Raw genomic sequence first — 13,223 nt, forward strand, 5'->3', positions numbered from 1 at the left:
GACCTACGGTGGCGTAAGTTACGCCACCGTAGGGAGATCGTAGTGACCGTGCTCAGCCAGACCGCCCTGCTCCACGAGCTCGAACCCGTCGTGGAGAAGAACCTCGACCGGCACCTGGCCCTGGCCAAGGAGTGGTTCCCGCACGAGTACGTGCCGTGGAGCGAGGGGCGGACGTTCGACGGCCCGCTCGGCGGCACCCCCTGGACCGAGGGTGACTCGACCATCCCCGACGTGGCCCGGACCGCGCTGATCGTCAACCTGCTCACCGAGGACAACCTGCCCTCGTACCACCACGAGATCGCCACGCTCTTCGGCCGCGACGGCGCGTGGGGCACCTGGGTACACCGGTGGACGGCCGAGGAGGGGCGGCACGGCACGGCGATCCGGGACTACCTGACGGTGACCCGGGCGGTCGACCCGGTGGCCCTCGAACGGGCCCGGATGACCCACATGTCGGCGGGCTACGTCAACGCCCACGACGACGAGGTGCTGCACTCCCTGGCGTACGTCTCGTTCCAGGAACTGGCCACCCGCATCTCGCACCGCAACACCGGCCGGGCCACCGGCGACCCGACGTGCGAGGCGCTGCTGGCCCGGGTGGCCGCCGACGAGAACCTGCACATGGTCTTCTACCGCAACCTGCTCGGCGCGGCCTTCGACCTGGCTCCGTCCCAGGCCATGCGCGCGGTCGCCGACGTGCTGGCCGACTTCCAGATGCCGGGGGTCGGCATCGACGGTTTCGCCCGCAAGTCGGTGGCCATCGCCCTGGCCGGCATCTACGACCTGCGCCAGCACCGCGACGAGGTGGTCGTCCCGGTGCTGCGCCAGTGGAACATCTTCGAGGTGACCGGCCTGGACGCCGACGGCGAGGTCGCCCGTGACCAGATCGCCGCCCACCTCGACACCCTGGACACCCAGGCCGCCCGCTTCGAGGAGAAGCGCGCCGCCCGCGCCGCCCGCGCCGCCCGCCTCACCCCCACCCGCTGACCCACCCGCTGACCCCACCCGCTGACCCACCCGCCACCCGCCACCTGCACTCCCCGCCCCCGCCACCAGCCACCCGCCGCCCGCACACCCCGCCCCGCCGCCCGCCGCCCGCCACCTGCAGTCCCCGCCCCGCCGCCCCACGTTCCAAACCCCACCCACCCGGTTCCCGCCCTCGCCCTCGCCCCCGCGTCCACCTCGTTCCCGCCCCTGTCCTTCCCGCCGATCTTGCACTTTCGGTGCCGGCAAAGGTCGCGAATGGTGCCGAATCGCCAACCACAAGTGCAAGATCGACGGGCGGCGCCGGGCAGGCCGGCGGGGCAGGGCGGGGCTGGGCGGGGCTGGGCGGGGCTGGGCTGGGCAGAACAGGGCGGGGCAGGGCAGAGCTGAGCCGGGGCGGGGCGGGGCGGGGCGGGGGAGGGGTGGAGCTGGGCGGGGCGGAGGTGGGCGTCGTGGTGCGCTGCGTCGAGGGGCACGGGGTGATCGAGCCGCGCGACGTGCGGCCCGGCCGGGCCCGGGGCGCGGCGGCGTGCCTGAGCCACGGCCCACGCGACCTGTCGCGGTTCGCGCGGAGGCGTTACCCGGCGCGGGAGCCGTACGGTCCCGCGCCGGGTGGGGCGGGGGCTACCAGCCGAAGCCGGCCGCGTACGAGATGCTCGCCAGCACCGCCTGCCCGCTGCTGTTCGGGTGGAAGTAGTCCCAGCTGGAGACCTGGCTGAGGCTGAACGGGTAGTTGAACACGGCGTTGTCGTCGAAGTCGCAGTTCGGGCCGTACGCCGCGCACGCCTGGGCCAGCTGCGTGTTGTAGTCCACCACCCGTTGCCGCACCCGGGCCCGCCGGTCGACGTCGGCCTGGCTGGTCGAGGTCGGGTTGGCCAGCATGGACTGGCAGATGCCGAACAACGACCAGGCGGTACGCGCGCTGCTGCTGCCCTTGCCCACGGACCAGAGGCGCTGGATGTCGGGGATGCTGAGCACGGCGACCCGGGCGTCGGGCAGGCCGGCGCGGATCCGGTTGAGCGCACTGTCGATGTTGGCGCGGAACGTGGTCACCGCGGTCATGCTCGACTCCGAGCCGGTGCAGGCGTCGTTGGCCCCGATGAGCATGGTGACGTACTGGACGCCCTGGCTGACCGCGCTGCCCGCCTGGCCGTACATGTCGGCGGACTTGGCCCCGGTCTTGGCGTCGTTGTGGTTGCGGCCCTGGATGGCCGGTTCGACCGCGCGGATGCGCAGGTAGTGGCTGTTCACGCTGGTGTAGTCGCCGGTGCTGAACGACCGGGAGGTGCAGTCGGAGTACCAGCCGCAGGCGTTGAACCCGCGGGTGATGGAGTCACCCAGGCTGGCCATCGAGGTGGGCGGGGGGCCGGCCGTGGCCACGGCGGGGCCGGACGCGAGCAGGACGAGGGCGGTGGCGCCGGCGAGGGTGGCCAGCGCGCGGCGGACGAGGGTCATGGTGGCCTCCGGATCGCGGGTGCCGAGGGGCTGTACCGAGCCGGATCGTATCGATGACCGTCTGTGTCCACAATGTTGCCACCCGGTTGCCGGCGGTGGCCGGGCGAATTCGGGCAAAGTGATGTCTTGCTTATGATCTTAAATCTATGAATACTTTGGTCACTCGGCCGTTTCCCCAGGTCGGCCGGGTTGTCCCCGGGCGCGTTCGCATGACAGCGCCCGTCACCCCCTTCCGGAGGTTGTTACATGCGACCCACGAGGTCCTCGCTCCGCCACGCCGCGGCGCTCGCCCTGACCGGCACCCTGGTCACCGGCTCACTGCTCGGCGCACCCGCCCAGGCGGCCCCCGCCTCGCTCGCCTCCCCCGACGCCGCCGCCGCGCTCGCCGCCACCCTCGGCGACCGGGCCGCCGGCGCGTACGCCGACGCCAGCGGCAAGATGGTCGTCGCGGTGACCGACGCCGCGGCGGCCCGCCAGGTCCGCGCCGCCGGCGCCACCCCGAAGCTGGTCACCCGGGGCGCCGACAAGCTCGCCGCCGCCACCACCGAACTGGAGCGCTCCGCGAAGATCCCCGGCACCGCCTGGTGGACCGACCCGGCCACCAACCAGGTCGTCGTCTCCGTCGACAGCACCGTCACCGGTGCCAAGCTGGAGCGGGTCAAGGCCGCCGCCGCCCGCACCGGCGGCACGGTCCGGATCGAGGCCGAGGCGGGCGTGCTGACCACCCGGATCTCGGGCGGCCAGGCGATCTACGCCAGCGGCGGCCGCTGCTCGCTCGGCTTCAACGTGCGCAGCAGCTCCGGCGTCTACTACTTCCTGACCGCCGGGCACTGCACCAACATCGGCTCGACCTGGTACACCAGCTCCAGCCGCACCACCGTGCTGGGCACCCGGGCCGGCACCAGCTTCCCGGGCAACGACTACGGCATCGTCCGGCACAGCAACTCGGCCAACGCGGCCGGCAACGTCTCCCTCTACAACGGCAGCTTCCAGGACATCACCTCGGCCGGCAACGCGTACGTCGGCCAGTCGGTGCGTCGTTCCGGCAGCACCACCGGCGTGCGCAGCGGCAGCGTCACCGCCCTGAACGCGACCGTCAACTACGCCGAGGGCAGCGTCTCCGGCCTGATCCGCACCACCGTCTGCGCCGAGCCCGGCGACAGCGGTGGCTCGCTGTTCAGCGGCAGCACCGCGCTCGGCCTCACCTCCGGCGGCAGCGGCAACTGCTCCTCCGGCGGCACCACCTACTTCCAGCCGGTCACCGAGCCGCTGAGCGTCTACGGCGTCAGCGTCTTCTGATCCCGCACCGCGAACGGGCCGCCGGGCGACCGGCGGCCCGTTCCGCGTCCGCGCGGCCAGCCTTCGGCCGGCACCCCGCCCGCCCGCCGGAGCGGTCAACCAGCGGACCGGCGGAGGCCCGGACCATCCGTCGGTCGGCTCCCGCCCGCCGGCCCGGCCGTGGCGCGTTCCCGGTGCGCGCGGCACGCGGAGCCGACCGCGACCAGCGGCCAGCAGGCCACCGCGAGGGCCGCCACCCGCTCGGCCAGGCCGGTACGGGAGCCGCCGGTCACCTCCACCACGAACCAGCCGAAGAGGGCCAGCAGCAGCGCGGTCACGGTCAGCGCCACCGGGCGGCGGAACGCCCACGGCGGGGTACCGGCCGGCGCGGCGGCCACGTCCCGGCCGACGGTGCGGGGCAGCCGCAGCGCCGACCCGGCCGGCCAGAGCGACAGCGCGAGCACCGCCACCGTGGCGACCGTGCCGTGCGCGGGGGAGCCACCCACCGGGGGACGCGGGAAGGCGATCAGCGCGCCGGTGGCCACCCCGCCGACGGCCAGCAGGAACCGGCTGGGCAGCCCGGCGGCGTGCAGCACGAGCGCGGTGCCCAGATAGCAGCAGCCCAGCAGGACCAGGCAGCCGCTCATGATCCACGAGTCGGTGGCGCCCGGCGCGGCCAACTCGCTGATGGTGTCCCGGATCGGGTCGTACCCGGGTGGCTGCCGGGCGCCGGCCACCGTCCAGCCGGCCACCAGCAGCACGGGCGCGGCCGCGGCGACGGCGACCGCCCAGCTCGGTACGGCACGCATCCGGCCACGGTAACCGCCGTCGCGGCGGGCAGGGGTCAGGTCGACCACCGTCCGGGTGACCGCCTGGGACATTCCCGACGAGTGAGGCCGGCCGGCCGCCCGCGATCGGGTTACCGGGTGGCGCGGGGCGCGCTCCGTCGAGCTGACAGAATGCGGAGGCAGCCCGTACAGCGATGAGGAGACGCCAGCCGTGATCCGTACCCACAATGCCGGAAGCCTGCGCGCCGCGGACGCCGGCTCGACGGTGACGCTCGCCGGGTGGGTGGCCCGCCGGCGCGACCACGGCGGCGTCATTTTCGTCGACCTGCGGGACGCCTCCGGCGTGGTGCAGGTGGTCTTCCGCGAGGAGGACGCCCACGCGCTGCGCAACGAGTTCTGCGTGAAGGTCACCGGCGAGGTGACCCGCCGCCCCGAGGGCAACGAGAACCCGGACCTGCCCACCGGAGACGTGGAGGTGACCGCCACCGAGCTGGAGGTGCTCTCCGAGGCCGCGCCGCTGCCGCTGCCCGTCGACGACCAGGTCGAGGCCGGCGACGACATCCGGCTCAAGTACCGCTACCTGGACCTGCGGCGCAGCGGCCCGGCCAAGGCCCTGCGGCTGCGTTCGCGGGCCAACCAGCTGGCCCGCACGGTGCTGCATGAGCGGGACTTCGTGGAGATCGAGACGCCGACGCTGACCCGTTCCACCCCGGAGGGCGCCCGCGACTTCCTGGTGCCCGTCCGGCTCCAGCCGGGCAGCTGGTACGCGCTGCCGCAGTCGCCGCAGCTGTTCAAGCAGCTGCTGATGGTCGGCGGCATGGAGCGGTACTACCAGATCGCCCGCTGCTACCGGGACGAGGACTTCCGCGCCGACCGGCAGCCGGAGTTCACCCAGCTCGACATCGAGATGTCCTTCGTCACCGAGGACGACGTGATCGACCTGGGCGAGGCGATCGTCGCGGCGTTGTGGAAGGACCTCGCGGGCCACGAGATCTCCCGGCCGATCCCGCGCCTCACCTGGCACGACGCGATGTCCCGGTACGGCTCGGACAAGCCGGACCTGCGGTACGGCGTGGAGCTGACCGAGCTGACCGAGTACCTGCGCGGCACCGAGTTCCGGGTGTTCGCCGGCGCGATCGACGCGGGCGGCTACGTCGGCGCGGTGGTCATGCCGGGCGGGGCGAGCCAGACCCGCAAGGAGCTGGACGGCTGGCAGGACTGGGCCAAGGCGCGCGGCGCGCGCGGCCTCGCGTACGTGGTGCTGGACGCCGAGACCGGCGAGGCGCGCGGGCCGGTGGCGAAGAACCTGTCCGAGGCGCACCTGTCCGGCCTGGCCGACGCGGTCGGCGCGAAGCCCGGCGACGCGATCTTCTTCGCCGCGAGCACCAACACGCGCGAGGCGCAGGAGCTGCTCGGCGCGGCCCGGATCGAGATCGCCAAGCGGTCGAACCTGATCGACGAGAGCGCCTGGGCGTTCTGTTGGGTGGTCGACGCGCCGATGTTCGAAATGACTGACGAGGGCGGCTGGACGGCCGTGCACCACCCGTTCACCTCGCCGAACGCCGAGTGGGTGGATCGGTTCGAGGAGGCGCCGGACCGGGCCCTCGCGTACGCGTACGACATCGTCTGCAACGGCAACGAGATCGGCGGCGGCTCGATCCGTATCCACCGCGGCGACGTGCAGCAGCGGGTGTTCGACCTGCTCGGCATCACCCCCGAGGAGGCGCGGGACAAGTTCGGCTTCCTGCTGGAGGCGTTCAAGTACGGCGCCCCGCCGCACGGCGGCATCGCGTTCGGTTGGGACCGGGTCTGCATGCTGCTGGCCGGGGCGGACTCGATCCGCGAGGTCATCGCGTTCCCGAAGACCCGGGGCGGCTTCGACCCGCTGACCGGCGCGCCCACCCCGATCACCGGGCAGCAGCGCGCCGAGGCCGGCATCGACGCCAAGCCGAAGGCGCCGACCGGCCCGCACGCCGGCACCGCCGGCCCGGCTGCCCCGGTGGCCGACCCGACCTGATCCGGCTCCGTCGACAGGCCCGCGTCATGATGACGCGGGCCTTTCGATCATCAGGGGGACGGATGAACCTGCTCGTGGTGGGCGCCAGCGGCTTTCTCGGCGCCGAGGTGTGCCGGCAGGCGGTCGCCGCCGGGCACCGGGTGACCGGCACGTACCACTCGGCCGCCGTCGCGGTGCCCGGCGTCGCGCCGCACCGGCTCGACGTCACCGACCGCGCCGCGGTGCGCGCGCTGCTGACCCGGGTACGCCCCGACGCCGTGGTGAGCACCCCGTACCGCTTCGACGACTGGGCGGTCACCGCCGACGGGGCGGCCCACGTCGCGTCCGCCGCGGCCGGGGTGGGGGCGCGGCTGGTGCACCTGTCCAGCGACGCGCTGCACGGCGGGCGTCCCGAGCCGTACGCCGACGACGAGCCGCCGACGCCGGTGTATCCGTACGGGGCGGCGAAGGCGGCGGCCGAGACGGCGGTGCGCGCGGTCGACCCGGGCGCGCTGCTGGTGCGGACCTCGCTGATCCTGGGGGAGGGGAGCAAGCAGATCGCGCGCTGCCGGGACGCGCTCGTCGGCCGGGCCACCCTGTTCAGCGACGAGATCCGCTGCCCGGTCGACGTGGCCGACCTGGCCGCGGCGGTGCTGGAGCTGCTGCCGACCGAGCTGGCCGGCCCGCTCAACGTGGCCGGCCCGGACGAGGTCAGCCGCGCCGACATCGGGCGGCTGCTGGCCCGCCGGCTCGGCGTCGACCCGGCCGGGCTGCGGACCACCACCACGGTCGCCGCCGGCCTGTTCCGCCCGGTCGAGGTACGCCTCGACTCCACCCGGGCCGCCGGCCTGCTGCGTACCCGGCTGCGCGGGGTCGAGGAACTGTTCGCCTCCTGACCACCGCCGGGAGCCGACCGGCCAGGCGGACCGGATGCATGCACAGTTTCTGTGCACAACTCTTGTGCAGAGAAACTGTGCACAGTTATTCTGCATCCATGGACAGCGACAAGAAGCCGGCGCCGCGCGAGGTCCGGATCGATCACCGGCAGGTGCGCGTGCTCGCGCACCCGCTGCGGATGCGCCTGCTCGGCGCGCTGCGGGTCAAGGGGCCGGCGACCGCCACCACCCTCGCCGGCCTGCTCGGCACCAACACCGGCGCGACCAGCTACCACCTGCGTCAGCTCGCCGAGGTGGGGCTCGTGGTGGAGGACGCCGACCGGGGCACCGGCCGGCAACGCTGGTGGCGCGCCGCGCACGACGTCACCAACTGGGAAGCGAGCGACTTCGACGACGACCCGGACGCCCGCGCCGCGATCGACTGGATCCAGGGCGACCAGGTGCGCCTGCTGGCCGGGCACGCCGAGCAGTGGTTCGCGACCCAGGACGAGTGGTCGCCGGTCTGGCGCAACGCCTTCGGCATGAGCGACTTCTTCCTGACCGTCTCGGCCGACCGGCTGGCGGCCATCGAGGCCGAGCTCTGGGCCGTGCTGGAGCGCCACCGCCAGGAGGCCGACCCGGCCGAACCCGGCGCCGAGCAGGTCCAGATCTTCGTCGCCGCCTACCCGATGCAGAAGGAGCACCGGTGAGCGCCCTCTCCGTACGCCAGGTCCGGTTCCGTTACCTCGCCCTCTACGCCCTGCGCTGGCTGCCCGCCGGGCTGACTATCCCGGTGATGATCCTGCTGATGCAGGAGCGCGGCCTGTCGCTGTCCCAGATCGGCCTGGTCGCCACCGCGCAGGGCCTGGTGGTGCTGGCGCTGGAGCTGCCCACCGGTGGCTTCGCCGACGCGCTCGGGCGCAAGCCGGTGCTGGTCACCGCCTGGGTGGTCTGCCTGGTCTCGCTGGCGCTGTTTGCCGTGGCCGACTCGTTCTGGCTGTTCGCCCTGGTCTGGGCGTTGCAGGGCATCTACCGGGCGCTCGACAGTGGCCCGCTGGAGTCCTGGTACGTCGACGCGACCCTGGCCGCCGACCCGAAGGCCGAGTACGAACGGGGCCTCGGCTGGGCCGGCAGCGTCGCCGGCATCGCCATCGGCGCCGGCGCGCTGCTCGGCGGCGGCCTGGTCGCCCTCGGCCCGATCGGCCCGGTCAGCGCGCTGACCCTGCCCGTGCTGGTGGCCATCGCCCTGCAGGCGGTCTCGCTGGTGGCGCTCACCGGGCTGCTGGTCGAGGAGCGGCCGGCGAAGGGGCGCGCCGCGCTGCGGACCTCGGTGGTCGAGGCGCCCCGGATGGTCGGCCAGGCGCTCGGCCTGCTGCGCCGCAACCGGGTGCTGCTCGCCCTGGTCGCGGTCGAACTGTTCTGGGGCTTCGGCATGGTCACCTTCGAGTCGCTGCTGCCGGTGCGGCTCGCCGAGGTGGTCGGTGGCGCCGACCGGGCCGCCGCGCTGCTCGGCCCCGCCGGCTCGGCGGCCTGGCTGGCCAACGCCGCCGGCGCCGCGCTGACCCCACTGCTGCTGCGCCGCCTCGGTGCCGCGCCCGCCGCCGCGCTCCTGCGGGTGCTCCAGGGCGGCACCGTGGTCGGGATGGGCCTGCTCGCCGGCCCGGTCGGGGTGCTCATCGCCTACCTGGCCTGCTACACCGTGCACGGCGCGTCGAACCCGCTGCACATGGGCCTGCTGCACCGCCAGGTCGACGGGCCGTACCGGACCAGCGTGCTCTCGCTGAACTCGATGATGGCCCAGCCGGCCGGCGCGCTCGGCGCGGTGGTTCTGACCGTGGTGGCCGACCGCAGCAGCGTAAGCACGGCCATGCTGGTCGGCGCGGTGGTGCTGGCCCTGGCCGCGCCGCTCTACCTGCCGGCCTGGCGGGCGAACCGGGCGGCCACCGGCGCGCCGGACGCGGCCGCGCCGGACGCGCCGGAGACCACCGGGACGTCGACCCCGGTCGTGGCGACCGGTCCCGACGGCAGCCTCGCCGGCCCCGCCCCGGTGCCCGCCGCCCCGGTGGACGCCGCGACCGGCACCGCCACCCGGTCCGACTGACCGCCGCAGGAGCCGGCTCCGCCGCCCGAGTGGCGGCGGGGCCGGCTAAGCCGGTTCGGCCCGCCTTGCCGCGTCGCGCCCGACGCCGTTGCCCGGTCCGCCTGGCGGGACCGGTTCCAGGTGGAAACCCTGCCCGCCGGCGCCACGTGACGACGGGTCGGAACGGCCCGACGAGAGGGCGCCGGGCCGGTGCGGTCGCGGCGCACCGGGACGGCTGGCCGGCGGCGGTCAGCCCAACTGCACCGAGGTGCGGGGCTCGGTGCCGGTGAAGCCGAGGCGGCGGTAGAGCCGGATCGCGCCCAGGTTGTCGGTGAACACGCCGAGCGCCACCTGGTCGTACCGGTCCAGCAGGATGCGGGTCATCCCGGCGGTCAGCGCGGCGCCGAGGCCCCGGCCCCGCCGGTCGGTCGCCACCGTGAGGCCGGCGAGGAATCCGATGTCGCCCCGGCTCCGGTCCGCGCCGGCGGCGATCAGCCGATCGCCGTCCCGGATGCCGTACCAGGCGACGATGCGCGGGTCACCCGGCCGGGAGGTGGTGCTGGGAAAGGACGACTCGATCAGCGCGCCGAGCGCCGGCTGGTCGGCCTCGGTGAGGCGGACCACCCGGTCCTCCCCGGCCTGTTCGGGCGGGGGAGCCGTGGTCCAGAGGAAGTCCCACTCGTCCAGCAGCCGGATCACCGGGAGCCGCGCGGCCACCTCCGCCGGCGTGGCCCGCGGCAGGTGCAGCCAGTCGCCGGCCTGCAGCGTGCCGTCCGCGACGAGCTCCGCGAAGACGTCCAGCGCCGGTCCCGCCGGCCCGACCGCGCCGCCGGCCGGCCCCTGCCCGGGCGGGAGCAGCCAGCCCACCGTGCCGTCGCGCCGCCATCCCCGCGCCTCGTGGTCGCGCCAGAGCGCGTGCCGGGCGTACGGGTGATGTCCGGTGGCGGTGAGCAGGGCCTCCCGCCCCACCAGAACCTGGTCGGTGGTGATCATGCGGTCAGCCTACGAGAGCGCGGATCCCGGCCACCGGCCCGCCCGGTCCAGCGTGGAGATTGACGAACAGACCGATCGGGTACATCCCCCGCCGACCCTGTAGGGACCCCCCACCGGAGGAACGACCATGCTCGCCATTCTCGCGGCCATCGTGTTCGGCTTCGCGCTGCTGCTCGACTTCCTGGACACGAACCTCGGCGCCCCCGACCTGTTCAACGTGCACACCCTCATGCTCATCGGTTTCCTGCTGCTCTCGCTCTACCTGGCCGGCGTCGGCACCGGCCCGGGCACCGGCGGCCGGGGCCGCGGGTGGTACGGCCGCCGCCCCGGCCGCGGCTGACCGGAACGGATCACCCGGGCCCGGCCCACGGCGCGATTCCGGCGCCGTCGGCCGGGCCCGGTACTGTTCTCGTGATGGAGTCCGACGCCCTCTTCACCCTCGGCGAACCCGCCGGCGCGCCCTCGGGCGCCCCCGCGGGTTCCCCCGGCGTCGACCCGTTCTCCGCCAACCGGCCGGACGCGCCGCTGCCGGTCCGGATGCGCCCGGCCGGCATCGACGAGCTGGTCGGCCAGGACCACCTGCTGGCCCCGGGTGCCCCGCTGCGGCAGCTGGTCGAGGGCGCCGCACCGATGTCGGTGATCCTCTGGGGGCCGCCCGGCAGCGGTAAGACCACCATCGCCCACCTGGTGGCCCGGGCCACCGACCGGCGCTTCGTGGCGATGTCCGCGCTGACCGCCGGCGTCAAGGACGTCCGGGCCGTGATCGACACCGCGCGGCGGCAGCGCCGGGCCGGCGGCCCGCAGACCGTGCTCTTCATCGACGAGGTGCACCGGTTCAGCAAGACCCAGCAGGACTCGCTTCTCGCCGCGGTCGAGGACCGGACGGTGACCCTGCTGGCGGCGACCACCGAGAACCCGTACTTCTCGGTCATCTCGCCGCTGCTGTCCCGCTGCGTGCTGCTCACGCTCCAGCCCCTGGACGACGACGCCGTACGCGGCCTGCTGCGCCGCGCGGTGGCCGACGAGCGTGGCCTCAACGGTGCGTTGACTCTGGCCACCGACGCGGAGGACCATCTGGTTCGGCTCGCCGGCGGCGACGTCCGCAAGGCGCTCACCGCGCTGGAGGCGGCGGCCGCCTCCGCCGCGGCGCGCGGCGCCGACCGGATCGACCTTTCCACCGCCGAGCAGGCGGTCGACGTGGCCGCCGTCCGGTACGACCGGGACGGCGACGCCCACTACGACGTGGTCAGCGCGTTCATCAAGAGCATGCGCGGCTCGGACGTGGACGCCGCGCTGCACTGGCTGGCCCGGATGCTGGTGGCCGGGGAGGACGCCCGGTTCATCGCCCGCCGCCTGGTGATCTTCGCGAGCGAGGACGTCGGCATGGCCGACCCCACCGCGCTCACCGTGGCCACCGCCGCCGCGCACGCGGTCGAGTACGTCGGGCTGCCGGAGGTCCAGCTCAACCTCGCGCACGCGGTCATCCACCTGGCCACCGCCCCGAAATCGAACTCGGCCACCACCGCGATCGGCGCGGCGATCGCCGACGTCCGCGCCGGCCGTGGCGGGCCGGTGCCGCGAGGCCTGCGGGATGCGCACTACTCCGGGGCACGCGGGCTCGGGCACGGCGCCGGATACCGCTACCCGCACGACGACCACCGGGGGGTGGTCACCCAGCAGTACGCTCCGGACGATCTCGTGGGGACCGACTACTACCAGCCGAGCGGGCACGGCGCGGAGCGGGCGGTGGCCACCCGGCTGCCGTTGCTGCGCCGGATCGTGCGCGGCCTGCCGACGCCGGCGGCCCGTGCGGGTGGTGCCGGTGACGGTCTGGCCGTCGCCGCACCCGGGGCGGCGCCGGCCACCGAGAGCGTCGGGGCGACCGTCCCGCAGCGGAACGACGGGGCGAATGAGGGCGACGGCGCTGCCGTCGGGGAGGGTCAGCAGTGATGGCGCGTGGTCCTGAGCGGCCGGAAGACGGCCCGGAGGAGCGGCGCGACCCTCGTGCCAAGGGCCGCCGGTGGGGGCGGGGCAAGGCCGACGCGGAGCCCGACGAGGCTGCCGTCGGCGAGGAGTTCGGCTGGATCGACGACCTGCGGACCGCGAAGCAGCAGCGGGCCGAGCTCGGCCCGGACGGGGACCTGCCCGCGGCGCCTCCGCGCGGCGCGGTGCCACCGGCCGCCGGCGGGCCGGTACCGCCCGCGTCCGAACCGTCGCCCGCGACCCGTCCCGGTCCGGTCCCGCCGGCCGCCGGCCGTCCCGGTCCGGTGCCGCCGCCGGCTGCCGGCCATCCCGGTCCGGTGCCGCCGCCGGCTGCCGGCCGGTCGGGCCCGGCCGGACCGCCGGTCCGGCGTGGACCGGCCGACGCCGCGGCGGCCGTGCCGCCGGCCCGCCCCGGTCGGCCGGACCCGGGTGCGGCCCGGCGCGGCCCCGTGGAGGCCTTCTGGCCGGGCGCTTCCGAGCCGGGCCCGCGTCCCGCCGAGCCACCCCGACGTGGCGAGGCGCCGACCGGTCAGCAGCCGCCCCTGCCCCCGCCCGCTGCCCGGGCCGCGGGCCCGGACGGCCGGCTGACGCCGCCCGCCGGCCGCGGTGGCCCGGTCCCGTCCACCGGCCGCGAGCCCGACCGGGGTGGCCCGGTGCCGCCGGTCGGCCGTGAGCCGGGCCGCGGCGGTCCCGTGCCGCCGGTCGCCCCTGAGCCTGGCCGGGAGTCCGGCCGGGGTGGTCCGGTGCCGCCGGTCGCGCGGGAGCCTGGCCGGGGTGGCCCGGTGCCGCCG

11 protein-coding genes are annotated in these 13,223 nt (G+C 75.1%); 8 read left to right on the top strand and 3 right to left on the bottom strand.

Annotated elements, in window-relative coordinates; all coding sequences use genetic code 11:
• Positions 1-42: 42 nt before the first annotated feature.
• On the top strand, positions 43-987 hold the full coding sequence (locus LQ51_RS14505) for an acyl-ACP desaturase (protein ID WP_046566081.1): 945 nt from the start codon (positions 43-45) through the stop codon (positions 985-987).
• A 621-nt stretch (positions 988-1,608) separates the two neighbouring features.
• On the opposite strand, the gene LQ51_RS14510 is transcribed toward LQ51_RS14505, so the two are convergent.
• Positions 1,609-2,439: a GDSL-type esterase/lipase family protein gene (locus LQ51_RS14510; RefSeq protein WP_046566082.1), complete on the bottom strand. Its 831-nt coding sequence runs from the start codon at positions 2,437-2,439 to the stop codon at positions 1,609-1,611.
• A 246-nt stretch (positions 2,440-2,685) separates the two neighbouring features.
• Between LQ51_RS14510 and LQ51_RS14515 the strand changes: the two genes are divergently transcribed.
• Complete coding sequence (locus tag LQ51_RS14515; protein ID WP_046566084.1) at positions 2,686-3,738, top strand: S1 family peptidase; 1,053 nt, start codon at positions 2,686-2,688, stop codon at positions 3,736-3,738.
• Between the two features lie 95 nt (positions 3,739-3,833).
• On the opposite strand, the gene LQ51_RS14520 is transcribed toward LQ51_RS14515, so the two are convergent.
• A complete protein-coding gene (locus LQ51_RS14520; RefSeq protein WP_046566115.1) occupies positions 3,834-4,526 on the bottom strand; it encodes a DUF998 domain-containing protein in 693 nt (230 codons plus the stop codon).
• Positions 4,527-4,716: 190 nt separating this feature from the next.
• Here LQ51_RS14520 and aspS point away from each other — a divergent pair, with 190 nt between their 5' ends.
• From aspS to LQ51_RS14540, 4 genes are all read left to right on the top strand, one after another.
• Positions 4,717-6,522: an aspartate--tRNA ligase gene (aspS, locus tag LQ51_RS14525; RefSeq protein ID WP_046566086.1), complete on the top strand. Its 1,806-nt coding sequence runs from the start codon at positions 4,717-4,719 to the stop codon at positions 6,520-6,522.
• Positions 6,523-6,584: 62 nt separating this feature from the next.
• On the top strand, positions 6,585-7,397 hold the full coding sequence (locus tag LQ51_RS14530) for a sugar nucleotide-binding protein (RefSeq protein WP_046566088.1): 813 nt from the start codon (positions 6,585-6,587) through the stop codon (positions 7,395-7,397).
• A gap of 98 nt (positions 7,398-7,495) precedes the next feature.
• Positions 7,496-8,086 (top strand): winged helix-turn-helix domain-containing protein, encoded by a 591-nt coding sequence (locus tag LQ51_RS14535; RefSeq protein ID WP_046566090.1) that lies wholly within the window; start codon positions 7,496-7,498, stop codon positions 8,084-8,086.
• Positions 8,083-9,477 (top strand): MFS transporter, encoded by a 1,395-nt coding sequence (locus tag LQ51_RS14540; protein WP_046566091.1) that lies wholly within the window; start codon positions 8,083-8,085, stop codon positions 9,475-9,477. Before LQ51_RS14535 ends, LQ51_RS14540 begins: the two co-directional genes overlap by 4 nt.
• A gap of 228 nt (positions 9,478-9,705) precedes the next feature.
• On the opposite strand, the gene LQ51_RS14545 is transcribed toward LQ51_RS14540, so the two are convergent.
• Entirely contained in the window at positions 9,706-10,449 is a 744-nt protein-coding gene (locus tag LQ51_RS14545) for a GNAT family N-acetyltransferase (RefSeq protein ID WP_046566094.1), read from the bottom strand.
• Between the two features lie 127 nt (positions 10,450-10,576).
• Here LQ51_RS14545 and LQ51_RS14550 point away from each other — a divergent pair, with 127 nt between their 5' ends.
• Both LQ51_RS14550 and LQ51_RS14555 read left to right on the top strand, forming a co-directional pair.
• Complete coding sequence (locus LQ51_RS14550) at positions 10,577-10,789, top strand: hypothetical protein (RefSeq protein WP_046566095.1); 213 nt, start codon at positions 10,577-10,579, stop codon at positions 10,787-10,789.
• Positions 10,790-10,863: 74 nt separating this feature from the next.
• The gene (locus LQ51_RS14555; RefSeq protein WP_046566097.1) at positions 10,864-12,399 is read left to right on the top strand and encodes a replication-associated recombination protein A; all 1,536 of its coding nucleotides are present in this window, start codon (positions 10,864-10,866) and stop codon (positions 12,397-12,399) included.
• Positions 12,400-13,223: the final 824 nt, after the last annotated feature.

It is taken from the genome of Micromonospora sp. HK10 (genome assembly GCF_000982955.1).
Taxonomy (GTDB): Bacteria; Actinomycetota; Actinomycetes; order Mycobacteriales; family Micromonosporaceae; genus Micromonospora.

Coding starts and splice junctions, on each gene's coding strand:
- LQ51_RS14510 (WP_046566082.1), bottom strand. CDS start 2,439: ATGACCCTCGTCCGCCGCGCGCTGGCCACCCTCGCCGGCGCCACCGCC.
- LQ51_RS14515 (WP_046566084.1), top strand. CDS start 2,686: ATGCGACCCACGAGGTCCTCGCTCCGCCACGCCGCGGCGCTCGCCCTG.
- LQ51_RS14520 (WP_046566115.1), bottom strand. CDS start 4,526: ATGCGTGCCGTACCGAGCTGGGCGGTCGCCGTCGCCGCGGCCGCGCCC.
- LQ51_RS14530 (WP_046566088.1), top strand. CDS start 6,585: ATGAACCTGCTCGTGGTGGGCGCCAGCGGCTTTCTCGGCGCCGAGGTG.
- LQ51_RS14535 (WP_046566090.1), top strand. CDS start 7,496: ATGGACAGCGACAAGAAGCCGGCGCCGCGCGAGGTCCGGATCGATCAC.
- LQ51_RS14545 (WP_046566094.1), bottom strand. CDS start 10,449: ATGATCACCACCGACCAGGTTCTGGTGGGGCGGGAGGCCCTGCTCACC.
- LQ51_RS14550 (WP_046566095.1), top strand. CDS start 10,577: ATGCTCGCCATTCTCGCGGCCATCGTGTTCGGCTTCGCGCTGCTGCTC.
- LQ51_RS14555 (WP_046566097.1), top strand. CDS start 10,864: ATGGAGTCCGACGCCCTCTTCACCCTCGGCGAACCCGCCGGCGCGCCC.